The organism is Cupriavidus sp. BIS7, assembly GCF_000292345.1.
Taxonomy (GTDB): Bacteria; Pseudomonadota; Gammaproteobacteria; order Burkholderiales; family Burkholderiaceae; genus Cupriavidus.
Genome location: NZ_ALOU01000019.1, coordinates 238,590 through 264,757 on the forward strand (window position 1 = coordinate 238,590; position 26,168 = coordinate 264,757).

Annotated in this window: 22 protein-coding genes and 1 tRNA gene; 10 read left to right on the plus strand and 13 right to left on the minus strand. The window is 64.1% G+C overall.

All coding sequences use genetic code 11. The annotated features are described in order from the left end of the window. The first annotated feature begins 379 nt into the window (after positions 1 to 379). Both cax and B552_RS0107520 read left to right on the plus strand, forming a co-directional pair. Entirely contained in the window at positions 380 to 1,441 is a 1,062-nt protein-coding gene (cax, locus tag B552_RS0107515; protein ID WP_019448389.1) for a calcium/proton exchanger, read from the plus strand. Between the two features lie 156 nt (positions 1,442 to 1,597). After that, positions 1,598 to 2,068, plus strand: coding sequence for an OsmC family protein (locus tag B552_RS0107520; protein ID WP_019448390.1), 471 nt, complete (start codon positions 1,598 to 1,600; stop codon positions 2,066 to 2,068). A 278-nt stretch (positions 2,069 to 2,346) separates the two neighbouring features. On the opposite strand, the gene argE is transcribed toward B552_RS0107520, so the two are convergent. Next, the gene (gene argE, locus B552_RS0107525; RefSeq protein ID WP_019448391.1) at positions 2,347 to 3,558 is read right to left on the minus strand and encodes an acetylornithine deacetylase; all 1,212 of its coding nucleotides are present in this window, start codon (positions 3,556 to 3,558) and stop codon (positions 2,347 to 2,349) included. A gap of 54 nt (positions 3,559 to 3,612) precedes the next feature. After that, positions 3,613 to 7,065 (minus strand): transcription-repair coupling factor, encoded by a 3,453-nt coding sequence (gene mfd, locus B552_RS0107530; protein WP_019448392.1) that lies wholly within the window; start codon positions 7,063 to 7,065, stop codon positions 3,613 to 3,615. A 74-nt stretch (positions 7,066 to 7,139) separates the two neighbouring features. Here mfd and ispD point away from each other — a divergent pair, with 74 nt between their 5' ends. Together ispD and ispF are read left to right on the plus strand one after the other, a co-directional pair. After that, positions 7,140 to 7,991, plus strand: a complete 852-nt coding sequence (gene ispD / locus B552_RS0107535; protein ID WP_237718174.1) for a 2-C-methyl-D-erythritol 4-phosphate cytidylyltransferase — start codon at positions 7,140 to 7,142, stop codon at positions 7,989 to 7,991. Between the two features lie 40 nt (positions 7,992 to 8,031). After that, the gene (gene ispF / locus B552_RS0107540) at positions 8,032 to 8,538 is read left to right on the plus strand and encodes a 2-C-methyl-D-erythritol 2,4-cyclodiphosphate synthase (protein ID WP_019448394.1); all 507 of its coding nucleotides are present in this window, start codon (positions 8,032 to 8,034) and stop codon (positions 8,536 to 8,538) included. Positions 8,539 to 8,576: 38 nt separating this feature from the next. On the opposite strand, the gene B552_RS0107545 is transcribed toward ispF, so the two are convergent. From B552_RS0107545 to ompR, 6 genes are all read right to left on the minus strand, one after another. Further along, positions 8,577 to 9,158: a GNAT family N-acetyltransferase gene (locus B552_RS0107545; protein ID WP_026035422.1), complete on the minus strand. Its 582-nt coding sequence runs from the start codon at positions 9,156 to 9,158 to the stop codon at positions 8,577 to 8,579. Between the two features lie 173 nt (positions 9,159 to 9,331). Continuing rightward, complete coding sequence (locus B552_RS0107550) at positions 9,332 to 9,853, minus strand: carboxymuconolactone decarboxylase family protein (RefSeq protein ID WP_019448396.1); 522 nt, start codon at positions 9,851 to 9,853, stop codon at positions 9,332 to 9,334. A gap of 122 nt (positions 9,854 to 9,975) precedes the next feature. Then, positions 9,976 to 10,524 carry a peroxiredoxin gene (locus B552_RS0107555; protein WP_019448397.1) on the minus strand — a complete coding sequence of 183 codons (549 nt, stop codon included), beginning with the start codon at positions 10,522 to 10,524 and terminating at the stop codon, positions 9,976 to 9,978. A gap of 342 nt (positions 10,525 to 10,866) precedes the next feature. Then, the gene (locus B552_RS0107560; protein ID WP_026035423.1) at positions 10,867 to 12,159 is read right to left on the minus strand and encodes an MFS transporter; all 1,293 of its coding nucleotides are present in this window, start codon (positions 12,157 to 12,159) and stop codon (positions 10,867 to 10,869) included. 259 nt (positions 12,160 to 12,418) lie between these two features. Next, positions 12,419 to 13,768 carry an ATP-binding protein gene (locus tag B552_RS0107565; RefSeq protein WP_035879537.1) on the minus strand — a complete coding sequence of 450 codons (1,350 nt, stop codon included), beginning with the start codon at positions 13,766 to 13,768 and terminating at the stop codon, positions 12,419 to 12,421. Positions 13,769 to 13,790: 22 nt separating this feature from the next. Next, the gene (gene ompR, locus B552_RS0107570; RefSeq protein ID WP_006576352.1) at positions 13,791 to 14,513 is read right to left on the minus strand and encodes a two-component system response regulator OmpR; all 723 of its coding nucleotides are present in this window, start codon (positions 14,511 to 14,513) and stop codon (positions 13,791 to 13,793) included. A gap of 269 nt (positions 14,514 to 14,782) precedes the next feature. Between ompR and B552_RS0107575 the strand changes: the two genes are divergently transcribed. Next, positions 14,783 to 15,160 carry a hypothetical protein gene (locus B552_RS0107575; RefSeq protein ID WP_019448400.1) on the plus strand — a complete coding sequence of 126 codons (378 nt, stop codon included), beginning with the start codon at positions 14,783 to 14,785 and terminating at the stop codon, positions 15,158 to 15,160. A gap of 43 nt (positions 15,161 to 15,203) precedes the next feature. Here B552_RS0107575 and B552_RS0107580 read toward each other — a convergent pair whose 3' ends face one another. Together B552_RS0107580 and hpnD are read right to left on the minus strand one after the other, a co-directional pair. After that, positions 15,204 to 16,490, minus strand: a complete 1,287-nt coding sequence (locus B552_RS0107580) for a Zn-dependent hydrolase (RefSeq protein ID WP_019448401.1) — start codon at positions 16,488 to 16,490, stop codon at positions 15,204 to 15,206. 28 nt (positions 16,491 to 16,518) lie between these two features. After that, positions 16,519 to 17,349 carry a presqualene diphosphate synthase HpnD gene (hpnD, locus tag B552_RS0107585; protein WP_019448402.1) on the minus strand — a complete coding sequence of 277 codons (831 nt, stop codon included), beginning with the start codon at positions 17,347 to 17,349 and terminating at the stop codon, positions 16,519 to 16,521. A gap of 340 nt (positions 17,350 to 17,689) precedes the next feature. Here hpnD and B552_RS0107590 point away from each other — a divergent pair, with 340 nt between their 5' ends. Continuing rightward, a complete protein-coding gene (locus tag B552_RS0107590; protein ID WP_019448403.1) occupies positions 17,690 to 18,946 on the plus strand; it encodes an efflux RND transporter periplasmic adaptor subunit in 1,257 nt (418 codons plus the stop codon). A 9-nt stretch (positions 18,947 to 18,955) separates the two neighbouring features. Next, positions 18,956 to 22,072 carry an efflux RND transporter permease subunit gene (locus B552_RS0107595; protein ID WP_019448404.1) on the plus strand — a complete coding sequence of 1,039 codons (3,117 nt, stop codon included), beginning with the start codon at positions 18,956 to 18,958 and terminating at the stop codon, positions 22,070 to 22,072. 42 nt (positions 22,073 to 22,114) lie between these two features. Here B552_RS0107595 and B552_RS0107600 read toward each other — a convergent pair whose 3' ends face one another. Next, a complete protein-coding gene (locus tag B552_RS0107600) occupies positions 22,115 to 22,351 on the minus strand; it encodes a hypothetical protein (RefSeq protein WP_019448405.1) in 237 nt (78 codons plus the stop codon). A gap of 61 nt (positions 22,352 to 22,412) precedes the next feature. After that, on the minus strand, positions 22,413 to 23,174 hold the full coding sequence (locus B552_RS0107605; RefSeq protein WP_019448406.1) for a sulfite exporter TauE/SafE family protein: 762 nt from the start codon (positions 23,172 to 23,174) through the stop codon (positions 22,413 to 22,415). Between the two features lie 203 nt (positions 23,175 to 23,377). On the opposite strand from B552_RS0107605, the gene B552_RS0107610 reads away from it, so the two are divergent. From B552_RS0107610 to B552_RS0107620, 3 genes are all read left to right on the plus strand, one after another. Further along, positions 23,378 to 24,268, plus strand: a complete 891-nt coding sequence (locus tag B552_RS0107610) for a LysR family transcriptional regulator (RefSeq protein WP_019448407.1) — start codon at positions 23,378 to 23,380, stop codon at positions 24,266 to 24,268. 175 nt (positions 24,269 to 24,443) lie between these two features. Beyond that, a tRNA-Leu gene (locus tag B552_RS0107615) sits at positions 24,444 to 24,530 on the plus strand. A 350-nt stretch (positions 24,531 to 24,880) separates the two neighbouring features. Next, positions 24,881 to 25,543, plus strand: coding sequence for a dihydrofolate reductase family protein (locus B552_RS0107620; protein ID WP_019448408.1), 663 nt, complete (start codon positions 24,881 to 24,883; stop codon positions 25,541 to 25,543). Positions 25,544 to 25,594: 51 nt separating this feature from the next. Here B552_RS0107620 and B552_RS0107625 read toward each other — a convergent pair whose 3' ends face one another. Further along, positions 25,595 to 26,137, minus strand: a complete 543-nt coding sequence (locus B552_RS0107625) for a ProQ/FinO family protein (protein ID WP_019448409.1) — start codon at positions 26,135 to 26,137, stop codon at positions 25,595 to 25,597. Between the last annotated feature and the right edge of the window lie 31 nt (positions 26,138 to 26,168).

The window sequence follows — 26,168 nt, forward strand, 5'->3', positions numbered from 1 at the left end:
CCACAGTCAATTCCCCAAACTGTTGGGCAGTTCCTGCTGCGCTGCACACGGCCTTGGACGTTGTGCGCATCGCACCGCAGCATCGGAGCAAGGGGTCTTCATTAGCTCTTTTGGCCAATTGAGTACCACGCCAAGACGAACTACGTTGATTACTGGGAAATAGTGTGGACAGAGGCGCATACGACGCTTCTGCGAACTGACCAACAAGTCGACGAAGCCGAAGAAGAGAAGAGTGAGAACTCGTCGCGAGCGGTCTGAAACACGGGATCGGATAGCACCGAGGGAAGATCATGATCGGGTTCGTCAATACGCGGACTCATGAGCGGGCTCAGGCACGCGCTCAGGCACGCGCAGATCTCAGGCGCGAGGGGTGCCATCCATGCTGCTGAATGTTCTCCTGCTTTTCGTGCCAATAGCGGTCGCGCTCGAGGTCTTCGCGGCCAGCCAGCATCTGCTCATCTTCATCGTTTCGGCTGTGGCGATCCTGCCCCTCGCGCAGAAGATGGGGCACGCGACCGAACAACTGGCGGAACATATGGGAGAGAGCATTGGCGGGCTCCTCAATGCGACGTTCGGCAATGCGGCCGAGTTGATCATTGCGCTGGTTGCGTTGCATGCCGGGCTCCACGAGGTAGTGGAAGCCTCCATAGTCGGCTCCATCGTCGGCAACCTGCTTCTGGTCTTCGGCGCCGCCATGCTGGCCGGAGGCAGCCGCTTTCACGAGCAGCAGTTCAATCCACGCGGTGCGCGGTCCCAGGCGACCATGCTTATCCTGTCGACCATTGCGCTGATCCTGCCCGCTTCTTTCGAAGCGGTAGAAGGCAACTCCTCGACTTTGGGTCAACTCAGCGTGTGGATCTCGATTGCGCTGCTTGTCGTCTACGCGCTGTACCTGATGTTCTCGCTGATCACGCACCCGGAGCTGTTCCGGGGCGCCCACGCGTCGGGGGATCAGGATGAAGCTGCAGAGTCTCGTTCGTCGATCGGACGGGCCCTTGTGACGCTGCTGATCGCAACTGCTGGCACCGCCTGGATGAGCGAGATCCTGGTCGGATCGATATCGCCGATGATGCAACGGTACGGGCTCAGCAATATCTTCGTCGGCGCCTTTGTGGTGGCCATCCTTGGCAATGCTGCCGAGCATGCCACCGCCATTACCGCCGCGCTGAACAACCGCATGGATCTTTCGTTCTCCATCGCCGTTGGCTCCAGCGTGCAGGTTGCGCTATTCGTCGCGCCGGTGCTGGTACTGGCTAGCTTGTTCCTTGGCCCGATGCCGATGGACCTGGCGTTCCGTCCGGCCCTTGTCCTGATCGTAATCCTTGCGGTGGTTGTCACTGCCCAGATGGCAAGCGATGGGTACGCGGACTGGTTCAAGGGGGTGCAGTTGCTGGTCGTCTATTTCACGCTGGCGCTGACGTTTTTCTATTTGCCAGCCTGACAGGCAGGTTTTCAAAACGGCGGACTCGCTGGCCGGCCTCCGGTGTCAGCGAAATACCCATGAGCGGGGCGATGGCATGTGCCATGGTCAGGCTTCTGCGGCCTGTTTTTCGGCACAATAATCGCTTCTCGCATTTCCCCACCCTGGAGCAATCCCATGGCTCACGGCGAGCACAAGTACCAGACCACGGTCGAATGGACCGGCAATCGCGGCACGGGAACGTCGGCATATCGAGATTACGGGCGCGACCACGTGATCCGCTCGGGCCAGAAGCCCGAGATCCCCGGCTCGTCCGACCCCTCATTCCTGGGAGACCCCGTGCGCTGGAACCCGGAAGAGTTGTTGCTGGCGTCGGTGTCGGCCTGCCACAAGCTCTGGTACCTGCATCTGTGCTCCGAGGCGGGCATTGCAGTGCTGGCTTACGTCGACGATGCGGAAGGGACGATGATCGACAGGGCCGGTCCCGGCAGGTTTACCGAGATCGTGCTGCGCCCTCAGGTGACCATCCGGGCCGGCGACGATCAGGAAAAGGCGTACCACCTGCACCATGTGGCGCACGAGAAGTGCTACATCGCCAATTCGGTCAACTTCCCGATCCTGTGCGAGCCGACCATCGTCACAGCCTGACACTGCCGGACAGCCTGCCGGCTTGACCTACGACGACACCATCAGGCCATAACGGCAGGCAACTTGTACGAATGTGTGGCAGATCGCTCGCCAATGCCTGGGGGTTGACTTGTGTCAACTCTAGAACGGGGGCGGGTCGCTAATATTCGAACCGTCATGGAGATGCGGGGGCGCTCTTCATGACTTGTCTACCCGTTTCCGGAATGGAAACTTGACCCGCAGCACTTCTCCAGTGCTGCGGGTTTTTTCTTTTGTGCGTGTCTTTTTGCGCAGCCCGGTCAGGCGACGCGCAGACTATCCACCACCTTGCGCAGGAATGCCTCGCAGGCGGCAAGCTGGTCGAGCGAGACAAACTCGTCAGGCTTGTGGGCCTGCTGGATATCGCCAGGGCCGCAGACCACCGCAGGGATGCCAGCGCGCTGGAACAGGCCAGCCTCGGTGCCGTATGCCACCTTGCTGGTATCGCGATCGGCCGTCAGCGCGCGTACAAGCTGCGTGATGGCATCGGTTTCCGCGGCATCGAGCGACGGCGCGGCAGCGATCTTGCTGATTGCCATGCCCGCGTCAGGGTGCTCGTTGCGCATCTTTGGCAGCAGCACGTCGTTGGCGTAGGCCTGGATTCTTGCCAGGATCGCTTCCGGGTCCACGCCCGGCAGGTTGCGGAACTCGAACACGAACTCGCATTCGGCGGGGATCGTGTTCAGCGCAATGCCGCCCTGGATCGTGCCCGTCGACGCCGTGGTAAACGGCACGTCGAAGGCCTGGTCATACGGGCCGTTGGCCTTGAACTCGTCGGCAATGTCGCGGATGAAGCAGATCAGGCGCGCGGCATACTCGATTGCATTGACCCCCTTTGGCGTCAGCGACGAGTGTGCGGCCTGGCCCTTGACGCAGCAGCGGTACGCGTTGATGCCCTTGTGCGCCACGATCACTCGCATGCTGGTTGGCTCGCCGACGATACAGCCCGCCGGGCGCACGCCACGGTCGCGCAGTTCGGCCAGCATGTACGGCGCGCCCATGCAGCCGATTTCCTCGTCGAACGACAGCGCATAGTGCACAGGCTCACGCAGTTTGGCATCCAGGATCGACGGCAGCAGTGACAGGCTTGTGCCGATGAAGCCCTTCATGTCGCAGGTGCCACGGCCGTAGAGCTTGCCGTCACGAATCACGGGCTTGAAGGGATCGGATGTCCAGCTCTGGCCGTCGACGGGCACCACATCGGTGTGCCCCGACAGCACGATGCCGCCGTCGGTGGCGCCATTGGCCGCGGGAATCGTCACGAACAGGTTGGCCTTGTCGCCCTGCGGGTTGTAGCTCAGGTGCGGACGCAGACCCTTCGTCAGGAAGTGGTCGCGGACGGATTCGATCAGGCCCAGGTTCGAATGGCGCGACGTGGTGTCGAACGATACGAGGCGCTGGGTCCATTCGAGCGCGCTGCCACGTTTTAGCGCGTCTGTGGCAGGGGATCGGTTGTCGGCTTGGGCTTGCATGGGGCTGGAAACGGTTGATTCTTCAAGGGTCCGATCGTACACCTGCGACAAGCGTCAGGCCAACTGCCGCAGCGTGTGCTTGATGGTCTGCGCGCGCGCGGCCACATCGGGCATCTTTGCCTCGATGCGCAGCTTGTCCTGGCCAGCCAGCTTGATATGGCGGTTCTTCTGCACGAGGTCGATGATGCGGATCGCGTCGATCGGCGGGTTTGGCACGAACTGCATGCTGACCGTGGCTTCGCCCGCATCGATCTTGCGCACGCCAAGCGGCGCGGCGGCAATGCGTAGCCGGTGCGTCTCGATCAGCGCCTGCGCCTGCGCGGGCAGCCGGCCAAAACGGTCGATCAGTTCCTCCTGGATATCGTCCACGCGCTCGCCCGATTCGCAGTTGGCCAGACGCTTGTAGAGCGACAGGCGCTCGTGCACATCGGCGCAATAGTCGCTCGGCAGCAGGGCAGGCGTGCCGAGGTTGATCTCGGTGGTGGCGGCCAGCGGCGCCATCAGGTCAGGCTCCTTGCCAGCCTTCAGCGACTTCACGGCGGCGTTGAGCATGTCCGTGTAGAGCTGGAACCCGATCTCGTGGATGTCCCCGGACTGCTTGTCGCCAAGCACCTCGCCCGCGCCGCGAATTTCAAGGTCGTGCATCGCCAGATAGAAGCCGGAGCCAAGCTCCTCCATCTGCTGAATGGCCTCAAGCCGGCGCTGCGCCTGCTTGGTCAGGCCTTCGACGTCATGCACGAGCAGGTAGGCATAGGCCTGGTGGTGCGACCGGCCCACGCGGCCACGCAACTGGTGGAGCTGGGCCAGGCCGAACTTGTCGGAGCGGTGGATCAGGATCGTGTTGGCGGTCGGTACGTCGATGCCGGTTTCGATGATCGTCGTGCAGAGCAGGATATTGTCGCGGCGGGCAACGAAGTCGCGCATCACGCGTTCGAGTTCGCGCTCGTGCATCTGGCCATGCGCCACGGCAATGCGGGCCTCTGGCACCAGCTCGGCCAGCTTGGCACGCTTGTTCTCGATCGTCTCCACCTCGTTGTGCAGGAAGTAGACCTGTCCGCCGCGCTTGAGCTCGCGCAGGATGGCTTCCCGAATGATGCCGTCTTCCTCGCGCCGCACGAACGTCTTGATCGCCAGCCGCTTCTGCGGCGCCGTGGCGATAACCGAGAAATCGCGCAGGCCTTCCAGCGCCATGCCCAGCGTGCGCGGGATCGGGGTCGCGGTCAGCGTCAGTATGTCAACCTCGGCGCGCAGCGTCTTCAGGGCCTCCTTCTGGCGCACGCCAAAGCGGTGTTCCTCGTCGATGATCACCAGCCCCAGGCGCTGGAACTTCACCTCGTCGGACAGCAGCTTGTGCGTGCCGATCACGATATCGACGGTACCTTCATTGATCTGCTTGATCGCCGCGTCGACTTCCTTCTTCGTCTTGAAGCGCGACAACTCGACGATGCGTACCGGCCATTCGGCAAAGCGGTCGGTGAGTGTCTGGAAATGCTGCTCGGCCAACAGCGTGGTGGGCGCGAGCATCGCCACCTGCTTGCCGCCAAGCACGGCCACAAACGCCGCGCGCAGCGCGACCTCGGTCTTGCCGAAGCCGACGTCGCCACAGACCAGCCGGTCCATCGGCTTGCCCGACGTCATGTCGGCGATCACGGCGGCGATGGCCGCTGCCTGGTCAGGCGTTTCCTCGAAGCCAAAGCTCTCCGCAAACGCTTCATAGTCCTTGGGCTGCAACGGGAACGCGAAGCCCTCGCGCGACGCACGGCGGGCGTACAGGTTCAGCAGTTCGGCAGCCGTATCGCGGATCTGCTGCGCGGCGCGGCGCTTGGCCTTGTCCCACTGGCCCGTGCCGAGCGAATGCAGCGGCGCCGTTTCCGGATCGGCCCCGGAATAGCGCGAGATCACGTGCAACTGGTGCACGGGGACATAGAGCTTGCTGCCCTTGTCATAGTCGAGGTGCAGGAACTCTTCATCGCCCTGGCCCATGTCGAGCGTGACCAGGCCCTGGTAGCGGCCGATACCGTGCTCGCTGTGTACTACCGGGTCGCCGATCTTGAGTTCGGCCAGATCGCGCACCATGGCGTCCACGGTGCTGGCCTGTTCCTGCTTGCGCCGCCCCGCGCGCCGCGCGGTGCCCGCGTAGAGTTCGGCCTCGGTCACGAACGCCAACCGCGCTGCCTGCAACGCAAAGCCGCTCTGCAGCGGCGCCACGACGATCGAGAAATGCGAGTCGCCCGCCAGGAACGCGGCGAAGTCGTCGACGACAACCGGGCGCAGGCCGCTTTCGGCGAAAAGCTGCATCAGCGTTTCGCGGCGGCCCGCCGAGTCCGCGCACATCAGCACGCGCGTGGCCTTGTTCAGCAGCAGGGATTCCAGGTTGACCAGCGGGTCTTCGGCGCGGCGATTGACGGACACGTCCGGCAGGTGCGCGGCGAAACCTGGCGCGTCGACGGTCCCCGCTTCGCCTTGCAGGATCAACCGGGCCAGCGGCTTGGCGCCGACGAAGAACTGTTCTTCAGACAGGAACAGGTCCGCCGGGGGCAGCAGCGGCCGTTCGCGGTCATGCCGCATGAAGTTGTAGCGCTGGGTAGTGTCGGCCCAGAAGCGGCGAATCGCCTCGTCGACATTGCCTGCGAAAGCAAGCTGGGTGCCGGCTGGCAGGTAGTCGAACACCGTGGCGTTCTGCTCGAAGAACAGCGGCAGGTAGTACTCGATGCCGGCCGACGGCACGCCGTTGCCGATGTCCTTGTAGATTGGCGACTTGGTCGGATCGCCTTCGAACACTTCGCGCCAGCGGCCACGGAATGCCGTGCGGGCAGCTTCGTCGAGCGGAAACTCGCGGCCGGGCAGCAGGCGGACTTCCTTGACCGGATACAGGCTGCGCTGCGAATCGGGATCGAATGCGCGGATGGTCTCGATTTCGTCGCCGAACAGGTCGATCCGGTACGGCAGCGCCGAACCCATCGGATAGAGGTCGATCAGGCCGCCGCGCACGCTGTATTCGCCGGGCCGCATCACGGCGCTCACATGCTCGTAGCCGGCCAGCGTGAACTGCGCCTTCAGCGCGGCTTCGTCAAGCCTGGCGCCCTGCTTGAAGAAGAACGTGTAGGCCGCCAGGAACGAGGGTGGCGCCAGGCGGTAGAGCGCAGTCGACGCCGGTACGAGCATGACATCGCACTGGCCGCCCTGGATATCGTGCAGCGTGGCCAGACGTTCGGAGACAAGGTCCTGGTGCGGCGAGAAGCTGTCGTAAGGCAGCGTTTCCCAGTCCGGCAGCAGGCGCACGCGCAGCTCAGGCGCGAACCATGGAATCTCCTCGGCCAGACGCTGCGCGTCGACGGCATTGGCGCAGACCACGGCCACCATCGGCACACTGCCGCGATGCTGGCGCGCATAGGCGGCGACCACGAGCGCGTCGGCGGAACCGGTCAGGCCGGTCACGGTGTGGCGCAAGCCCGGTTTGATCAGCGGCAGGGGGGCAAACGGAAAGGCGGCTTGGTTGTCAGGCATTGGCAGCAGAGACGCTTGAAACGACAACACCCCGCCGGCGCTTGTAAATGCAAGTCACGGGTGGGGGCACGGTCATGTCCGTCCGCTGCTGCGAGGTTCGCGTGGCGGCGGGCAAGGGCCGTATTATAGAATGCGCACCGGCTGGCCTGCAGGCCGGTTTCCGATATTCCAAACGCCACCTACTTGTGTCCGATCGCCGCTTTGCCCTGATTCCCTGTGCCGGTACCGGCAGCCGTGCCGGCGGCGCCGTCCAGAAGCAGTACCAGACCGTGGCCGGAAGGCCGATGATCTGGTACGCACTGGCCGCTTTCTCCGCATGCGAGGCCATCAACGCCACGGCGCTGGTCCTTGCGCCCGACGACATGCCGCTGGAGTCCCGTTTCGGCGCCGCCACGTTTGCCGGACTGCGCTTCGATACCGCGTTCGTCGGCGGCGATTCCCGCCACGCGTCAGTGCTGGCTGGCCTGCATCACCTGAAGCACATCGGTGCGGCCGATACCGACTGGGTGCTCGTGCATGACGCCGCGCGCCCGGGCCTGACGCCGGCCATGATCGATACGCTCGTGCGTGCCGTGGAGTCCGACGATGCCGCGAGCGAGCCGATCGGCGGCATACTCGCCGTGCCGGTGCCGGATACGCTCAAACGCGCCGATGGCTCGGCCCGCATCGGGTCGACGGTGCCGCGCGAGGGGCTGTGGCAGGCACAGACGCCGCAGATGTTCCGCATTGGCGTACTGCGGCAGGCATTGGAAGATGCACTGGCCGCGGGTGCCGTGGTGACCGACGAGGCAAGCGCAATCGAGCGCCTGGGTCTGCATCCGCGCCTGGTCAACGGGTCGCTGCGAAACTTCAAGGTGACGTATCCCGAGGATTTCGCGCTGGCGGAAATCCTGTTGCAACCCGGCACAACCCCACCCGACGCGTGAGCCACGTGGGCCACGAGATCCATCCAGACAAGGAGTTGCATTGAATCCGTTCGATTTCCGCATTGGCCAGGGCTACGACGTGCACGCCCTGGTGCCGGGCCGCAAGCTGATCCTTGGCGGCGTGGATATTCCGCATGACCGCGGGCTGCTGGGCCATTCCGATGCCGACGCGCTGCTGCACGCCATAACCGATGCGCTGTTCGGTGCCGCCGCTCTGGGCGACATCGGCCGCCATTTTCCCGATACCGACCCGAAGTTTTCAGGCGCCGACAGCCGTGTGCTGCTGCGTGAAGCCGCACGCCGCGTGCGCGAAGCCGGGTACGAGATCGGCAACGTTGACGCGACAGTGATCGCGCAGAAGCCCAAGCTCGCGCCGCATATCGGCGGCATGGTCGCCAACCTGGCGGAAGACCTGGGTCTGCCCGCCACGCGTTGCAACGTGAAGGCCAAGACCAACGAGAAGCTTGGTTTTGAAGGGCGTGAGGAGGGGATCGTTGCGCAAGCGGCGGTGCTGATCTACCGCCGCACTGGCGACGCTCAAGACTAGGAGGCCGCTTCAGAAAGAGTCTGGCGACGCCGGCATTGTCAGACTGCTGGCGCCGCTGGCGCGGGCGGGTCTTCAGCGGGGATGGGATAGACGTAGTCGACCAGCCGCGCCATGGCGCCATGCCGCGCGCCGGCTTCGGTGTGTTTGTCGAAGCCCATCTGCTGGCAGAGCTTGTTGGCCGAATCCATTTCCGGCATCGTGCGGCAGACCAGCGATTTCGACCCAATATCACGGGCACGCTGAATGCAGATCTGCATCAGTCGATGACCGAGGCCCAGTCCGCGCGCCTGCGGGCTGACCGACAGCAGTCGCGCTTCCGGCTGTGACAGCACCACCGTGCTTCCGTCTAGTGCCGGCACGGTTGCGCCGGGATGGCAGAACAGCACGGCACCGCTGATGCCGTGATCAGTCTCCGCCACCCACCATTCCATGTCGGGATTGTCCTTGGCAGCAAGCACGGACTGCATGCCGCGCTGGAATGACGCGCGACAGTCTTCCATGATTTCGAGCTCATATTGCCCGTAGGCCTGCTGGGTGACGGCTGCGATATCGCCCCAGTCGTACGCCGCGGCCAGACGAAAGCGGAAGCGGGGCGAAGTATGTGAAGGCAAGGTGCTCATGGCAGCAATGAAAGTTACGGGACCTTGAAGTGGATTGTAGGCCGTCCGATGCACAAATGCATCGGTGGGGACCATGACATCCTCGTGAAGGCCGCGCGTATCGCATGCGTGCCATGCGCACGGCCGGCGCAACGCCGAAAGGCGCGGCCGGCATGCTCAGTTTCGTACTTCTCTTATTCTGCGGCGATCACATTCGCGGCGGCGCCGATCACTGCGGCAATGCGGCCCACGTCACGCAATTGCTGTGCGCTCATGCCTTGCTCGTTCTTGAGCAATTCATAGTGGGACTTCACGCAGAAGTGGCACTTGCCGACGATCGATGCGGCCAGCGCGTACATCTCGAACCGGCGCTTGTCCACGCCACCATGTGTGGCGTACGCGTTCATGCGCAGCCCCGCGGGCTGGCTGGCCAGGTCCGGGTCCTCTGCCATCTCGACATACGGATACCAGATGTTGTTCATGCCCATCAGGGCCGCGGCCGTCAGCGCGCCATTCACTTCCTCGGGCGACAGCACGTTCGCGTTGCGAATGGTGTCGACGATCACCTTGCTCTTGGCGGCGAAGGCTGCGGCCAGTGCCACGCCAACGGCGTCATTGCCTTCCAGCGACGAGCGCGCAATCGTGCCGTCCACGTTCAGGCGGATGTCCTTGGCGTAGTCGGGGATGAGGCCTTTAATCGTGCTGAGGAATTCCATTTATTTCTCCTATCGAACGGGGCTCAAAAAACCCGCACATAGCGGGTTTCGGCGTGGAAGAGCGCGGGCCCTTCCACGTGTAGTGCCGGATCGCTTGAGGCGTTCTGGCAGGCAGGGGCCAATTACAGCGTGGCGCCGCCGACAGCGCGGTTGCACGGGCACAGTTCGTCCGTTTGCAGACCGTCCAGGATACGCAGGACTTCTTCCGGGTTACGGCCAACGTTCAGGTTGTTCACCGACACGTGCTGGATCGTGTTGTCCGGATCGACGATGAACGTGGCGCGCAGGGCCACGCCAGCGGCCTTGTCACGCACGCCCAGCTGGTCCATCAGCGAACCGGTCACATCGGCGAATTGCCATTGGTTCAGCTTGTTCAGGTCCTTGTGTTCACGACGCCATGCCAGCTTCACGAACTCGTTGTCGGTCGAGCCGCCCAGCACGATCGCGTCACGATCGGCGAAATCGCCATTCAGCTTGGCGAAGGCCACGATTTCGGTCGGGCACACGAACGTGAAATCCTTCGGGTAGAAGTAGATGACCTTCCACTTGCCTTCGAACGACTTCTCGGTGATGTCTTCGAAAGCCGACTGGCCGTTCTCTTCGTGGTTGTTGAAACCAGGCTTGACACCAACGATGTGGAAGGCTTCGAGCTTGTCACCAACGGTCTTCATGAACTTCTCCTGATGCGGTTGAGCAGAGTGGGGTGCGCTTTGTGCACAGTGCATTTCCTTGATGCAATGGAAACGCCACTGGCGCAAATGCAACAAAGTGCCGATTATGCGTCGTCAGAGGCGTGGCGGCCAATTGATATTCTCAAACGGGCCGATAGGTAGCACCAGCCTTTGGCTGGGGCGAGACGAGGCAGCGGGGAAGTATGCCATGCACGACCGCGCATGACGGCCGGAAAGGGAAATTTTCAGAGGAATCTGAAATTGATCACGCCGCCTTCACGCATGGCTGCTACGCGGGGCAGCAGGCGCATGAAGGCGGCGTGCAACGTCGGCGCTGCGCGATCAGGCAGGCGTGAGGGCGGACTGCTCGCGGCGGGTGCGGAAGATGATCAGCGTGGCCACCAGTCCGCAGGCGGCGGCGAACATCAGCCACAGACCGGGCGCGGCCTTGTTGCCGGTTGCGTGGATCAGGTAGGTCGAGATCGCCGGCGTGAAGCCGCCGAACAGTGCCGTCGCTAGGCTGTAGGCCAGCGAGAAGCCGGCGGTGCGCACGGCGGGCGGCATGACTTCGGTCAGCGTGACGACCATCGCGCCGTTATAGCTGCCATACAGGAACGACAGCCACAGTTCCACCATCAACAGGCGTTCGAACGACGGTGCGGCCACCAGCCAGGATACGGCCGGGTAGGCGGTCAGCAGCGTGGCCAGCGTGAAGAACACCAGCAGCGGCTTGCGGCCGATGCGGTCGGACAAGGCGCCCATCAGCGGCAGCCAGATGAAGTTCGACAGGCCCACGCACATCGTGACAATCAGGTTGTCCACGTCATCGAGCTTGAGCACGGTCTTGCCGAAGGTCGGCGTGTAGGCCGTGATCATGTAGAACGACACCGTGGTCATCACCACCATCAGGCAGCCGGCGATGATGATGCCCCAGTTGTCCAGCATCGAGCGGTAGATCTCGTTGACGCTTGGGCGATGCTTGCGCGCACGGAATTCCTCGGTTTCCTCGAGCGAACGGCGGATCAGGAACAGGAACGGCACGATCAGGCAGCCGATCAGGAATGGCACGCGCCAGCCCCAGCTATCCATCTGTGCCGGTGCCAGCGTTGCGTGAAGGATCACGCCGAGCAGGCCCGCAAAGATCACGGCAACCTGCTGGCTGGCCGATTGCCACGCCACGTAGAAGCCTTTCTTGCCGGGCTTGGCGATCTCGGACAGATAGACCGAGACACCGCCCAGTTCCACGCCGGCGGAGAAGCCTTGCAGCAGGCGCCCGAACAGCACCAGCAGCGGAGCGGCTACGCCTATCGTGGCGTAACCGGGCACCAGTGCGATCAGCAGCGTGCCGAGCGCCATCAGCAGCAGCGTCACGATCAGGCCCTTGCGTCGGCCGTGGTGGTCGATATACGCACCGAGGACGATCGCGCCAAGCGGCCGCATCAGGAAGCCGGCCCCAAACGTGGCCAGCGACAGCATCAGCGATGCAAATTCATTGTCCGAAGGAAAGAATGCATGCGCGATGGCGGCGGCGTAGAAGCCGTACACCATGAAGTCATACATTTCCAGGAAGTTGCCGCTGACAACGCGGAACACGGTCCGGAATCCGTGCTGTGAGTGGGTAGTGCTGCTGGGCATGGCTGTCTCTCGATCACCGCCGGTGGGGCCGGCGGCATGTTTTTCGGTTTGATCAGCCAGGGCGATTGGGGACTGCGGCAGGTGCGCCATGGCTGGGGATGCAACGGTATGCATCGGAACCTGTCAATGGGCCGCAGTGTGCGCCGAGTCGCTGTCAAACGCCTGTCAACGAGCTTACAAAACCCTATCAAATGCTGTCGAAAACCTGTCAATGCGGCGCATCGAAGACATTCGCCGCCATTTCTCGTGACAGGGGGGCTCAGGCTCGCCTGAAGAAGGCGCTGACAACCAGTCCGGACCGGGGGGGAGGGCGATTGGCCAGGACTAGCCGGCCGCCGTTGCGCTGCAAGATGCGATTGACGATGGACATGCCAAGGCCGGCACCCTTGGCCTCGCTGCGCGCGACGTCGAGGCGGTAGAACGGCCGTGTCAACAGCGACAATTCCTCGTTCGGTACGCCCGCACCGTTGTCGGCCACGGTCAGAACGGCTTCCTTGTCATCCACGCGCGTGGAAATCTCCACGTCGGCCATGCCGGTCTCCTCGTCCTTGGCATAGCGTCGCGCGTTTTCGACGAGGTTATCCAGAATGCGCTGGATCTCCATGCGGTTGGCCACGGCCATCACCGGGCCGTTGGACCGCACGTGCACGCGCACGTCGTCATGCGCCGCGTAGACGCCGACGGACTCCTGCACGAGTGCCGACAGGTCTACCGGTTCCACCACTTCCTGCCCGGGGCGCGCGTAGTTCAGGAACTGGCCGATGATCGCGTCCATCTGCTCGATGTCGGTGATCATGGCGTCGCGCGTGGTGTTGTCCACCGGCGACATCTCGGTCTCCAGCCGCAGGCGTGTGAGCGGTGTGCGCAGGTCGTGAGAAATGCCGGCCAGCATGACCACGCGATCGTCGTCAAGCTGGCGCAGGTCGCGCACCATCTGGTTGAAGCTGCGGTTGGCCTGTGCCACTTCGCTGGCACCCTGTTCGCGCAGCGGCGGCGGATCGCCCCCGGTGCCGATCTGGCGGGCGGCATTGGCCAGCCGCTTGAGCGGATAGTTGACGCGCGCGGTGATGAAGGCCGCGCCAATGATCGACAGCAGCAGCGCGGCAATACTCCACCACAGCCACTGGATGCCGGGCACGCGTTCGAAACGTTCCGGACTGATGGCCACCCAGTAGTCATCGCCTTCGATCTCGAAGCTGACCCACACGCCGGGAATATCGTTGACGGTGGTGGCGATAACGGTGTCCTCGCCCAGCCGGCTGCGGATTTCCTGCTGAACCAGTTGCGTCAGGAACGGGTTGGCGGTTGGCGCAGCGAAATCGTCGTCCTTCTCGCGCGGATAAACCTTGATGCCTTCGTTCTGGACGAGGTCGAGCAGCAGGAACCGGCGGCGTGCCGGGTCAGAATAGAGCAGGGCAGCGCGGGTGAGCTTGACCACGCTGACGACCTGCATGGCGATCTGCTGGGCGCGCGGTGCGCGTTCGAAGAGCCGGTAGCTCTGGAACCAGATGCCCAGCGAGATCGCCAGCAACAGGGCGATAAGCATGAAGGTTCGCCAGAACAGCGAACCAAAGAACCGCGTTGCGGTACGGCCGAGAGCGGTCGCCACGATGCTGCTGTGCCGACCGGGATTACTTCACGCCATCAGGGATGAAGACATAACCCAGGCCCCAGACCGTCTGGATGAAGCGCGGGTTGCCCGGATCGGGCTCGATCAGCTTGCGCAGGCGAGAGATCTGCACGTCCAGGCTGCGGTCGAAGACTTCGTATTCGCGGCCGCGTGCCATTTCCATGAGCTTCTCGCGCGACAGCGGCTGGCGCGGATGGCGCGCAAAAACCTTGAGCACCGAGAACTCGCCCGTGGTGAGCGTGATTTCCTCGTCGTTCTTGGTCAGCGTGCGGGTGGCCAGGTTGAGAACGAAGTCGCCAAACGCGAACGTTTCCGGCGTTTCCGACGGGGCGCCCGGTACTTCGGCAGGGCCCTTGCGGCGCAGCACGGCGTGAATCCGCGCAATCAGCTCGCGCGGGTTGAAAGGCTTGGGCAGATAGTCGTCGGCACCCATTTCCAGGCCGACGATGCGGTCCACATCCTCACCCTTGGCGGTGAGCATGATGATCGGCGTCTGGTCGTTGGCCCCGCGCAGGCGACGGCAGATGGAAAGGCCGTCTTCGCCCGGCATCATCAGGTCCAGCACGAGCAGGTCGAAGCGTTCGCGCAGCCAGAGCTTGTTCATGGCTGTGGCGTTCTCCGCCACGAGGACCGTGAAGCCCTGCTCGCCTAGATAGCGGCGCAGCAGGTCGCGCAGGCGCGGGTCGTCGTCCACGACGAGAATCTTGTGGCTGGTATTTTCCATGGCGGTATCTTAGCGATTATCGCTTTCGCTCAAAATGGCTTAACAAAACGTTACATACTTTACCCCGTGGTATGGCGGCGTGCACCTTTTGTGCATTTACACTCCGCAAACCGTATTCCTGATACCGATTTTCGGCGCTATCCGGAAACGGACACCACGGGCATTCCACGATCCTTGTCGACGGCACTGGCACCACAGCCTTCCCGTCTCCAGCATAAGGCGAGGCGGGTGGCCGGCAGGTGGATGACCGTCGAAACTGCCATTATCCAATGAAAGTGAAGCTAAACCGGCACGGGCATACCCTGCATCACGCGGCGTACGCGCGAGCAGTCTGTCTGGCCGGGCTGACCCTGCTGCTCTCGGTCGCGCCCTGCGCGGCGCAAGCCCAGTCGGCGGGAATGGCGCATCTGCTTCACTCTTCGAAGGCCCAGCCATCCGCGGCTGGCCAGGGCGGCAGCACCCCGTCGGCGGAACGCGGCCGTTCGTCTGCCCGCCGTGGCGACAAGGCCGAGTCCGAACGGGACATGGCCGAACGCGCCACGCGTCAGGGCCAGCGAGGCGGCAATCCCAAGCTGTCTCCCGACGAACGCAAGACACTGCGCAAGAATCTCTACGATCTCAGCCGCGAGATGTACCAGGGCGGCTAGGAAGCCGCTTCGGTTGATTCTGGCGTTGCCGTACGTTGCTGCTTCAGTACTTCAGTACTTCAGTACTCCAGTCCTTCACCCGGAAATGCCGCAGGAAGTCGACAAAGACTTCGGCGGCCTGCTGGGCGTCTTCCTCGGTGATGGTCTCCAGCGGATTGTGGCTGATGCCGCCGTTGCCGCAGCGCACGAACAGCATGGCCACGTCGGTGATCCGCTGCATCATCATCGCGTCATGGCCTGCGCCTGACGGCAGTTCGAACACTTCCTGTCCGCGCTTCTTCAGCACCGCGCCGAACTGATCCATCAGCCAGCGGGCGCACGGCGCATTGTTGACCGGCGTCACGCGCTCCACAGTGGCTTGCAGGCCGCGCTTCGCGGCGATCTGCTCGATGCCGGTGAGGATATCTGCGATTGCGGCTTCACGAATGCCGTCCTCGCCCGCGCGGATGTCCATCGAGAACGTACACGCGGCCGGAATGACGTTGCTCGACCCGTTCGGCACCTGCAGTTGGCCGACCGTGCCGACCAGTGTCGGTACCTGCGCGCAACGCGATTCCACCAGCAGGATCATCTCCGCAGCGCCGGTCGCGGCATCGCGGCGCATGCCCATCGGCGTGGTGCCGGCGTGGCTGGCAAGTCCTTCCACCTGCACCTGGAAGCGGCTGCTGCCGGCAATCTGCGTCACGATGCCGAGCGGCAGTTCGCGGTGCAGCAGCACCGGGCCCTGTTCGATATGGACTTCGACAAATCCGGCCAGTGCCGATGGATCGACGGCCGCCGCGCGCAGTGCGTCCAGGCTGCCCGAGCCCGGCAGGCCGGATTCGGCCAATGCCGCACGCATCGTCACGCCGTCGGCGTCCGAGCGGTCGAGCAAGGCGGGGTCGAAGCGGCCCGCCAGCACGCTGCTGGCCAGGAAGCTGGTCTTGAAACGCAGGCCTTCCTCCTCGGCAAAACCGACCACGTCGAAGTGATAGGGCAGGCGGATGCCGGCATCGCGCAAGGCGCCGACCACGGCGATCGGCAACAGGATGCCTAGACGGCCGTCATATCGGCCGCCGTTGCGCACCGTGTCGAAGTGCGATCCCGTCATCAGCACCCGGGGATCGGCCACCGCCGGATCGGCGGCGTAGCGGCCAATCACGTTGCCGATGGCGTCGATGCGCACCGTCATGCCGGCGTCTTCCATCCATCGCGCCAGTTGGGCCTGCGCCTGGCGATGGGCCGGTGTCAGGAAGGCGCAGGTCAGGCCGCCCTCCATGTCCGAGAAACGGGCAAGCGCATCGGCACGATCGAGGATCAACTGGCCGAGGGATGATGCAGCGGTGGTCATGGCTTTAGCGACAGGAAAGCAGTGAGGTTCAACCGTTCTTCAGCCAGGTCTTCCAGGCGATCCAGAGCTTGCGCATCGGCGTCAGCGCAATGCGCTGGCTCAGGACCTGGAATTCGCTGGCCTCGATTTCGTCAAGCAGCGCGTGCTGGATCGCCGCGAACGCGAGGCTGGCACGCTGGGGGCGTCGGTCCGGTCGGGGCAGCAGGGCCAGCGCCTCGCGGTACAGATCCCGCGCCTGTGCGGCCTGCTCGCGCATCAGGGCGACGAATCGCTCCGAATGGCGTGATTGCAGGATGTCTGCGGCGGGCACCTCGAAGCGCTGCAGCGTATCGACGGGAATATAGATGCGTCCGTTGCGCGCGTCCTTGCCAACTTCGCGCAGGATTCGAACCCGCTGCATGGACAGCCCAAGCTTCTCGGCGGATTCGAGCGTGCGCGGATCGGAGAAGCCAAGCACGCGCGCCGCCAGCTTGGCAAGCGTGCCGCCCGTGGCGCGGCAATAGCGGGCCAGCCCGATCTCGTCGAGGTAGCGCGATTGCGCCAGATCCATCTCCGTGCCATCGAGCACTTCGGCCATTTCGGTCTGCGGTAGTTGGCCAAGGTGCGGTTGCAGCGCCTGACAGACGGGGTGCGATGCGCTGCCGTCATAGAGGCGCCGCAACTCGGCGCGCCACCAGTCCAGGCGCTGGTGGGCCAGCCCGGCGTCATGACTGTCATCGATGATGGCGTCGAGTTCCAGGCGCCATGCTTGCAGGGCGGTCAGGGCGCGGCGGCGTTCGGGGGAAAGGAGCAGGCTGCTGTAGTAGAAGCTGGAGCCGCTTTGGGCGGCCTTGTCCTGGCAATACTGATCGGGCGTCACGCCAATCTCTTTGAATGTGGGGCGGCGGGGGCGGCGCCAAAGCCGCGAATTGTAACATCGGACGCATTTTGCCGGCGCCGTCGGGTGCGATGTGGCGGCATGTGGCGCCCGCTGGTGCGGTATTCGTCGCGAGATATGTCCATTCGTCATCCGGCGTTTGACGCACTCAAGGTCGATCGCTATATTACTGACCGGCTAGTTATTTATTTCCCTCTTAGCTCCTCGGGTGCTCGCCGAAGCACTCGAAAGTTATCCCGAAGTCGCATTCCAGATAGTTGCTTGCCCGGCGGGCAGGTGGCTGCCGGCTGCATCCGTTCCACCGATTCGAACTCGCTTGTCCATGCCAGTGCCTTACGCCAGGCCGGAAGTTGCGGCCGTAGACATTGAAGTCCTTCCGCCGCTGCCGAAGTCCGGGCAGCGGCGCGATTGCCGCAGGAAGCCAGCCGCGGCAGCGCTGGTGGTGCTCGCGCTGTCCGCGTTGGTGACGCTGGCAGGCTGCGGCAAGCAGGCCGAGCCTGCGGAATACGTGCGGCCCGTAAGACTGATGCAGTTGAGCCCCGCGGCTGGCAAGACGGCGTTCGAGTTCTCGGGCGAGGTGCGGCCGCGTGTGGAATCGCGCCTTGGGTTCCGTGTGGGCGGCAAGATTGCCGCCCGGCTGGTGGATGTAGGCGCCACGGTGCGCAAGGGGCAGCCACTCGCGCGGCTCGACCCAACCGATCTGGCGCTGGCCGAAACCGGCGCGCGTGCCCTGTTTGATGCGGCCAAGACCGACCGGGATCTCGCCCTGTCGGACCTCAAGCGCTACAACGAGCTTGCGGCCAAGGGCTTCATCAGCGCGGCCGAGCAGCGTCGCCGCCAGGCTACCTACGATTCCGCCGCATCGAAGCTGGAGCAGGCGCAGGCCAATCTGCGCAACCAGTCGAACCAGACCGCCTATGCCGTGCTGACCGCTGATGCCGACGGCGTGGTGACGGCCATCGATACCGAGGTCGGTCAGGTCGTCACACCCGGCCAGCCCGTGATCCGTGTGGCGCAAACCGCCGAGAAGGAGGTGGCGATCGGCCTGCCGGAGGATCAGGTAGACATGTTGCGCGGCGTGTCCGAAGTGTCGATCCGCACGTGGTCGGAGCCGGACCGTGCACTGCCAGGGCGCGTGCGCGAGATTTCTGCGGCTGCCGATCCGGTTACGCGGACCTATCCGACGCGCGTATCCGTGCCGAATCCGCCCGCCGACCTGCGCCTGGGCCAGACCGCCGTGGTCACGTTCATGCGCAACGGCGACAGCGCGGCAATTCGCATCCCGCTGACGGCCCTGCTGCAGGATCGCGGCAACAACCAGGTCTGGGTCTATCAGGCAGAGCCGGGCGGAAAAGGTGGTGGAGGTACGGTCAAGCCGGTGCCGGTCACGCTTGGCCAGGCCGACGGCAATCTGATCGAAGTCCGGCAGGGGCTGACGCCGGGCCAGACCATCGTTACCGCGGGCGTGCACCTGCTCAAGCCGGGCCAGAAGGTCAAACCGATGCAGAGCGTTGCGCCAGCCCAGCCGGCGTCGAATCCGGGTGCGCCGCTGGCCGCCCTGGAAAGCCGCCTGGGCTGAGGGCGGCGCATGGAACATTCCCGGTTCAATTTGTCGCGCTGGGCGCTCGAGCACCAGCCGCTGACGCGCTATCTGCTGGTCGTGCTGCTGATCGGCGGCCTGCTGGCGTTTTTCCGGCTTGGGCAGGATGAAGATCCGCCGTTCACGTTTCGCGTGATGGTGGTGCAGGCCCTGTGGCCTGGCGCAACAGCCGAACAGATCGCCGTGCAGGTCACCGACAAGATCGAGCGGCAGCTTCAGGAAGTGCCATACGCGGACAAGATCCGCAGCTTCTCGAAACCCGGCGAAACCACGGTGATCTTCCAGCTTGCCGACAATGCGCCAGCAAAGGACACCGCCCAGATCTGGTACACGGTGCGCAAGAAGATCGCCGACATCCAGCAAACGCTGCCGCAGGGCGTGCGTGGGCCATTCTTCAATGACGAGTTCGGCGACGTCTACGGATCCATATACGCGCTGTCAGCCGACGGCTTTACCTACAAGGAACTGCGCGAGTACGCGGACCTTGTGCGGCAGGAACTGCTGCGCATCCCCGCCGTGGCCAAGGTCACGCTGCTCGGACTGCAGGACGAGAAGCTTTACATCGAGTTCAACCAGGCGCGCTTTGCGCAGCTTGGCCTGGATATCAACGCGATTGCCAACCAGATCGCCGAGCAGAACAACCCCACGGGCAGTGGCGTGCTGGTGACGCCGACCGACAACCTGCAGGTGCGCATCACCGGGCAGCTTGGCGGCGTGGGGGATCTGCAGAACCTGGTGCTGCGGGGGCCGAACGGCATCGCCAATATCCGCCTTGGCAATATCGCGCATGTATATCGCGGCTACGTCGATCCGCCGGTGAGCCGCATGCGCTTCAATGGCAAGGACGTGATCGGCCTTGGCATTTCAATGGAGAAGGGCGGCGACATCATCGCGCTTGGCCAGGAACTGCGCCGCGTGACTGGCGGCCTGCGCAACCAGTTGCCGGTGGGCATTGAACTGGATCAGGTCCAGGATCAGCCGCAAGCCGTGAAGCGCTCGGTGGGCGAATTCGTGCGCGTGCTGATCGAGGCCGTGGTGATCGTGCTGGGCGTGAGCTTTGTCTCGCTCGGCCTGCATACCCGGCCACTGCGCCTGGATGTGAGGCCCGGGCTGGTTGTGGCGCTGACGATTCCGTTGGTGCTGGCCGTGACGTTCCTGTTCATGAACATCTTCGGCATCGGCCTGCACAAGATATCGCTCGGTGCGCTGATCATTGCGCTGGGCCTGCTGGTGGACGACGCGATCATCGCCGTCGAGATGATGGTGCGCAAGCTCGAAGAAGGCCTCTCGAAGATGGAAGCGGCCACCTTTGCGTACACGTCCACGGCGATGCCGATGCTGACCGGCACGCTGATCACTGCGGCGGGTTTCCTGCCCGTAGGGCTGGCGAGGTCGACCGTTGGCGAGTACACGTTTGCGATCTTCGCCGTCACCGCACTGGCGCTGGTGCTGTCCTGGCTGGCCGCGGTCTATTTCACGCCCTATCTGGGCTATCTGCTGCTCAAGACCCGAGCGAGCGACGGGGGGCACCACGAGGTTTTCGATACGCCGTTCTATGCGCGATTCCGTGCGCTGGTGAACTGGTGCGTGACGTGGCGCAAGACGGTCATCGCCATCACGCTGGCGGCGTTTGCGCTGGGCCTGTTTGCCTTCAAGTTCGTCGAGAAGCAGTTCTTCCCCGATTCGAGCCGCCCGGAACTGATGGTGGAGCTCTGGATGCCGGAAGGCACGAGCTTCGCGCAGACGGAAGCCGAGGCGAAGCGCTTTGAGGCGGCGATGCGGCGTGACAAGGAAGTGGAAAGCCTGACCACGTTCGTCGGCACCGGCGCCCCGCGCTTCTATCTGCCGCTGGACCAGATCTTTCCGCAGTCCAACGTGGCCCAGGTCATCGTGATGCCGGTCGGGGGAGAGGTGAGGGCGCGCGATGCGCTGCGCAAGCGCGTCGAGCAGGTACTGGCATCCGAGTTTCCGCAGTTGCGTGGCCGCGTGAAGCTGCTGCCGAACGGGCCTCCTGTGCCCTATCCGGTGCAGTTCCGCGTAATCGGTCCCGATGCGGCCGGGGTGCGCCGTGCGGCCGATCAGGTGCGCGCCATCATGACGGCCAATCCGAACACGGTCGGCGTCAACGACAACTGGAACGAGAACGTGAAGATGCTGCGGCTCGAACTCGACCAGGACAAGGCGCGCGCGCTTGGCGTAACCACCAACGCGATCGCCCGCGCCACCCAGGCCGTGCTGACTGGCGTGCCGGTGGGCCAGTATCGCGATGCGGACAAACTGATCGACATCGTCATGCGCACGCCGAAGACCGAGCGCGACACGATGTCGGACCTGAACAACGTGCTTGTGCCAACCAGCACTGGCCGTGCCGTGCCGCTGACGCAGGTGGCGCGCGTGACCCTGAAATCGGAGCCCGGCGTGATCTGGCGCGAGAACCGCGACTTCGGCATCACGGTGCAATCCGATATCGTCGATGGCATTCAGGGGCCTACCGTGACCGCGCAAATCGATCCGAAGCTCGAACCGATCCGCGCGAGCCTGCCCCCGGGGTACCGCATCATGATTTCTGGTGCGCAGGAGGAAAGCGGCAAGGCCGGCGCGTCCATCGCCGCGCAGCTGCCGCTGTGCATTTTCCTGATCTTCACGCTGCTGATGCTGCAACTCCACAGCTTCTCGCGCACCGTGATGGTGTTCCTGACCGGGCCGCTTGGCCTGATTGGCGCGGCCGCCACGCTGCTGCTGTTGCATGCGCCAATGGGCTTCGTCGCGCAGCTTGGCATCACGGCGCTGCTTGGCATGATCATCCGCAACTCGGTGATCCTGGTCGATCAGATCGAACAGGACATCAAGGCCGGCATGCCGGCGTGGCACGCCATCGTCGAATCGGCCGTGCGCCGCTGCCGGCCGATCCTGCTGACGGCTGCCACTGCGGTACTCGCCATGATTCCGTTGTCCCGCTCGACCTTCTGGGGGCCGATGGCAGTGGCCATCATGGGCGGGCTGATCATTGCCACGGTGCTGACGTTGCTGTTCCTGCCCGCGCTGTACGCGGCGTGGTTCCGCGTCAGGCCGCCAGAGGGCGGGCCGGGCGTGCTGGCTGGATGAACTCGCGCGCCATCGCGCGTGCGGCGGGCAACTACTGGGTATCTACGGCCTGCGCTTCTTCCACTCGTAGTCCGGCGGTGGGTCTGCGGCTCCCGGCTTGCCCACCGCGTTCGGGTTTTCCGAGCACAGCGTCACGAAGCTCACCGGCTCGCCCGCAAACTGCCGTCGGCGCAGTGCTTCGGCAAACTGCAGCGCGTCCTTGAGGGAATCGCCCTGGAACGACTGCGCGTGTGGGGACAGACCATCGGCGGTGGCCTCGGTCCAGTAGATCATGTACATACGGGAATCTCCATGTGACGCGGGCCCTGCCGTGGCCCGCGACGCCAGCATGGTATCCCGGTCAGGCCAGCCACGCGCGCAAGACCAGCGCGGCGCCCGAGAACAGCACGATCACATTGACTGCCCGCAGGAACTGCTCGCGCGACATGCGCAGCGTGATCCTGCGCCCGGCCCACAGGCCGAGCATCATGGCCGGCGCCAGCGCCACGGCCAGCTTCGGCAGCGCGGCGCCCGCGTAGACGCCCGCCAGCAGAAACAGCACCAGCCGGGTCAGCGTAGACAATCCAATCAGCGTGGACTGCGTGACGCGCATGGCGTCCTTGTCGAGCCGGCTCGACAGGTAGATCGCATACAGAAAGCCGCCGCTGCCGAACATCGCCGAACAGATGCCGCCGACAAGCCCGAACGGCACGGCGGCAGCCGGGGCGAGTTGCGCGGCAGGTCGCCTGCCAAGCAGCGACCAGAACGCGTACGCAGTGACAAAGGCGCCCAGCACGGGCGGCAGCAAGTCTGCACGCAGGCGCAGCAACAGCGCGGCGCCGATCAGGCTACCTGCCAGCAGACATGGCACGAGCCGCCGCAACTCGGCGCGATCTGCGGCGTGACCGTCCCGCGCGAGATTCAGCAGCGCGGCCGAGCAGTCCATCAGCGCCAGCAGCGGCACGATCTGTGTCACCGGCATCACGTAGGCCAGCACCGGGGCGGCCACCAGCGCAGTGCCGAATCCGGCGATGCCAAAGATCACATAGGCAACGACCAGCGCGGCGCTCATGGCTGCGTAGGCCGGCAGCGTGGTGGCGGGAAGCAGGGTGGAAAGGTCCATCAAAGGTCCATCAAAGGTCCATCAAGGGTCTATCAGTCAGGCGGGTGGAACGGCGATTGGAGGAACGATCAGCCTAGCGCCCACGGGCCTGCCAATCGATCGCAATTGCAGCGCGTTGCCATCGCAAATCGGCATGGCAGCCGCAGGCGCGCTCCAGCATCTCGACGTATCTCGACGCTAGGGCTCGTGGCACACTCACGCCCATGACGCCATCCCTGAAGCAGTTGCGCTACTTTGTCGAAATCGTCGATTCGGGCAGTTTCAGCCTGGCCGCCGAACGGCTGTTCATCGCCCAGTCCGCGCTGAGCCGGCAGATTCGGGACTTGGAAGCCGTGCTGCAGGTTGAACTGCTGCTGCGCAAGCCCCGACACGTGGAGCCCACGGCCGCCGGCCAGGCGTTCTACGATTCGGCGCGGCGCATTCTTTCAGAGCTGGCGGATGCGGCTACACAGGCCCGCAACGTGCAACGCGGAGGAGAAGGCGGGCTGCGCCTGCTGCATTCAAGTTCGGTGGTGCTGACCCCGCAGCTTTGCGCGTGGCTGCAGCACTGGCAGACGCAGCATCCGGCCGTGCGCTTCGAAATTGCGCAGGCTTCGTCGGAGCAGCAGTCGGTCGATATCGAGGAGGGCCGTGCGGACCTTGGGCTGGCCCGCGAGCCGGTCCTGCGGCGCTACCCGAATATCCGGATCGACCCCCTGCATGAGGAACGGCTGGTTGTCGCCATCGGCATGAATCATCCGCTGGCGCGGCAGCAATCGTTGGCGCTGCATGCGCTGCGTGATGTCCCTTTCGTATCACTGCCGCACCCGGAGCGCGGCGGGCTCAGCTACCGCGTGGCGCAACTCTGCCAGACAAGCGGCTTCTACCCGATCGCGGCCGGTGCGGTCTCTCGCAAGCTTTCACAGCTGTCGCTGGTCGCGGCAGGGTTCGGCGTGGCCGTGGTCCCCGAATCGATGCAGTGGTTTGCACCAGAAGGGATTCGCTTTATCCCGCTGTCCGACGCGGGCGCGACAACGCGGGCGGTTGTGCTGTCTCGCCGTGACGCGCCCCCGGCGGTGGCAGGGCTGCGGGCGCTGGCCACAGCGGAGCACTGACCCTCGGGCGCTTCCATTGGCTGCCGCCTTGCGTTACAATCCGCTTCCTCATTGCGCCGCAGGCAGAAGTTGCGCCAGCGGCACGAACGGTGTTCCGGCGCTCAGTCGCCACAAGCAATAAAAGGCGGGCAGTTCCAGCCGCCTTTTTTGCTTTGTCGAACACCGACCAGGGACCGCGAGGGTGGCGAAATTGGTAGACGCACCAGGTTTAGGTCCTGACGCCAGCAATGGTGTAGGGGTTCGAGTCCCCTCCCTCGCACCAAGTTACCTTTCAAGCACTTCCCCGCATCACCCCACAATCACCCACAAACGCTTGCCCCACAAGGCCTGACGGGTATTCGTGTCTCTGATTCGATCGCGCATTCGCGCACAAAGAATCACATATAATTCCGCCGTCGCCCCCAAAAATCCCCCACGGAGCCCCCGCGACATCGTTTTAGCGTCTCAGGTGGAGGCGCACAATATCGCGCACCGGACGTTCGTGAGCGCGTTGGGCTGCTCGTGTTGATCGCGATGGCATGCAACCAGCGTCCGAGTCCCTGTCCACATCCATACCCTGCAACGTCATGCAGAAGATGGGCACCGGGTCACGCGTCTTCATGGAGGCAAACGATGGCACGAGTTCGCGTTAATGGCTTCACCATCTCGCTCGACGGATATGGAGCTGGTCCGAATCAGGACATCGACAATCCGCTCGGCGTTGGCGGGACGGAACTGCACCAGTGGCTAGTCCCAACACGCACGTTCCAGCGGACCTTGTTTGGCAAGGACGGCGGTACGACCGGGGTTGACGATGATTTCGCCGCCCGTGGCTTTCAGAATGTTGGAGCCTGGATTCTTGGGCGGAACATGTTCGGGCCCATTCGTGGGGAGTGGCCGGACATGAACTGGAAAGGCTGGTGGGGAGATAGTCCACCGTATCACGTTCCAGCCTTCGTCCTGACCCATCATGCTCGTCCCTCAATCGAGATGGAGGGCGGCACGACGTTCCACTTCGTAACAGGTGGCATTCGCGAGGCGCTTGATCGCGCACGCGAGGCCGCTGCCGGTATGGACGTGCGGATCGGCGGCGGGGCGAACACAATCCGGCAGTATCTTCGAGAGGGCCTCATCGATGAACTGCACATTGCTATCGCGCCGGTGCTGCTTGGCCGGGGAGAATCGCTGTTCGAAGGTGTTGACCTGCGGGCTCTGGGGTACGAATGCGTCGAATCCGTGGCGTCGGAGAAGGCCACGCATGTCGTCCTGCGGCGCCAGGGGCACGCGGACGCATGACGCAGCGCCGCGCGCTTCGCGCGGCGCCTTGCTAAACGTGTCGCAGGTTGCCTATGCGTCGGGCGCCGCGTCCTTGGTGTCGGGCGCCGTGTCCTTGGATGGCGCGGCCGCAGGTTTTGCCCGGCCAGCGCGGAGCTGTTGACCTCGCCGTGCATCGGCCTCTGTGACAGATCCGACTTCCTGGCCGGCAAGGTCCACGCGCTGGGCACCCTCGGTCAGGCACGCCCAGTAACGTGCGCCACGGCACCAGGTCCGGATTGCGTCGCGCAGCTCGGCCTCGGTCAGGGAGAGTGACTTGGCGTGAGTCAGCAGATCCTCGAAGATGCCGATCTTTAGCGGCACCTTGGGCGCAGGATTCTTTGGAAAAGCTTTCGGAAATTGCTTTTGCAGCTTGCCAATCGTGTGAACGACCGGGTCGACACGCGTCGCCGGATTGGATGCAGGCGCCTGGCGGGGGCGGGGCGTCTTTGCCCGCGACTCGCTCTTTGCCTGTTCGGCAGGCGCCTTGCGGGGGCGGGGTGTCTTTGCCCGTGCCTCGCTCTTTGCCTGTTCGGTCAGTTTTGCCTTCAATGCTGCCAGTTGTTCAAAGCCCATTGTGTCCAGCCTCGTGATGAACGGCGGATTA

Excerpts from the sequence above, each read along its gene's own strand:
- cax (WP_019448389.1), top strand. The coding sequence starts at position 380 with ATGCTGCTGAATGTTCTCCTGCTTTTCGTGCCAATAGCGGTCGCGCTC.
- B552_RS0107520 (WP_019448390.1), top strand. The coding sequence starts at position 1,598 with ATGGCTCACGGCGAGCACAAGTACCAGACCACGGTCGAATGGACCGGC.
- argE (WP_019448391.1), bottom strand. The coding sequence starts at position 3,558 with ATGCAAGCCCAAGCCGACAACCGATCCCCTGCCACAGACGCGCTAAAA.
- mfd (WP_019448392.1), bottom strand. The coding sequence starts at position 7,065 with ATGCCTGACAACCAAGCCGCCTTTCCGTTTGCCCCCCTGCCGCTGATC.
- ispD (WP_237718174.1), top strand. The coding sequence starts at position 7,140 with ATGTCCGTCCGCTGCTGCGAGGTTCGCGTGGCGGCGGGCAAGGGCCGT.
- B552_RS0107545 (WP_026035422.1), bottom strand. The coding sequence starts at position 9,158 with ATGAGCACCTTGCCTTCACATACTTCGCCCCGCTTCCGCTTTCGTCTG.
- B552_RS0107550 (WP_019448396.1), bottom strand. The coding sequence starts at position 9,853 with ATGGAATTCCTCAGCACGATTAAAGGCCTCATCCCCGACTACGCCAAG.
- B552_RS0107555 (WP_019448397.1), bottom strand. The coding sequence starts at position 10,524 with ATGAAGACCGTTGGTGACAAGCTCGAAGCCTTCCACATCGTTGGTGTC.
- B552_RS0107560 (WP_026035423.1), bottom strand. The coding sequence starts at position 12,159 with ATGCCCAGCAGCACTACCCACTCACAGCACGGATTCCGGACCGTGTTC.
- ompR (WP_006576352.1), bottom strand. The coding sequence starts at position 14,513 with ATGGAAAATACCAGCCACAAGATTCTCGTCGTGGACGACGACCCGCGC.
- B552_RS0107575 (WP_019448400.1), top strand. The coding sequence starts at position 14,783 with ATGAAAGTGAAGCTAAACCGGCACGGGCATACCCTGCATCACGCGGCG.
- B552_RS0107580 (WP_019448401.1), bottom strand. The coding sequence starts at position 16,490 with ATGACCACCGCTGCATCATCCCTCGGCCAGTTGATCCTCGATCGTGCC.
- B552_RS0107590 (WP_019448403.1), top strand. The coding sequence starts at position 17,690 with ATGCCAGTGCCTTACGCCAGGCCGGAAGTTGCGGCCGTAGACATTGAA.
- B552_RS0107595 (WP_019448404.1), top strand. The coding sequence starts at position 18,956 with ATGGAACATTCCCGGTTCAATTTGTCGCGCTGGGCGCTCGAGCACCAG.
- B552_RS0107600 (WP_019448405.1), bottom strand. The coding sequence starts at position 22,351 with ATGTACATGATCTACTGGACCGAGGCCACCGCCGATGGTCTGTCCCCA.
- B552_RS0107605 (WP_019448406.1), bottom strand. The coding sequence starts at position 23,174 with ATGGACCTTTCCACCCTGCTTCCCGCCACCACGCTGCCGGCCTACGCA.
- B552_RS0107610 (WP_019448407.1), top strand. The coding sequence starts at position 23,378 with ATGACGCCATCCCTGAAGCAGTTGCGCTACTTTGTCGAAATCGTCGAT.
- B552_RS0107620 (WP_019448408.1), top strand. The coding sequence starts at position 24,881 with ATGGCACGAGTTCGCGTTAATGGCTTCACCATCTCGCTCGACGGATAT.
- B552_RS0107625 (WP_019448409.1), bottom strand. The coding sequence starts at position 26,137 with ATGGGCTTTGAACAACTGGCAGCATTGAAGGCAAAACTGACCGAACAG.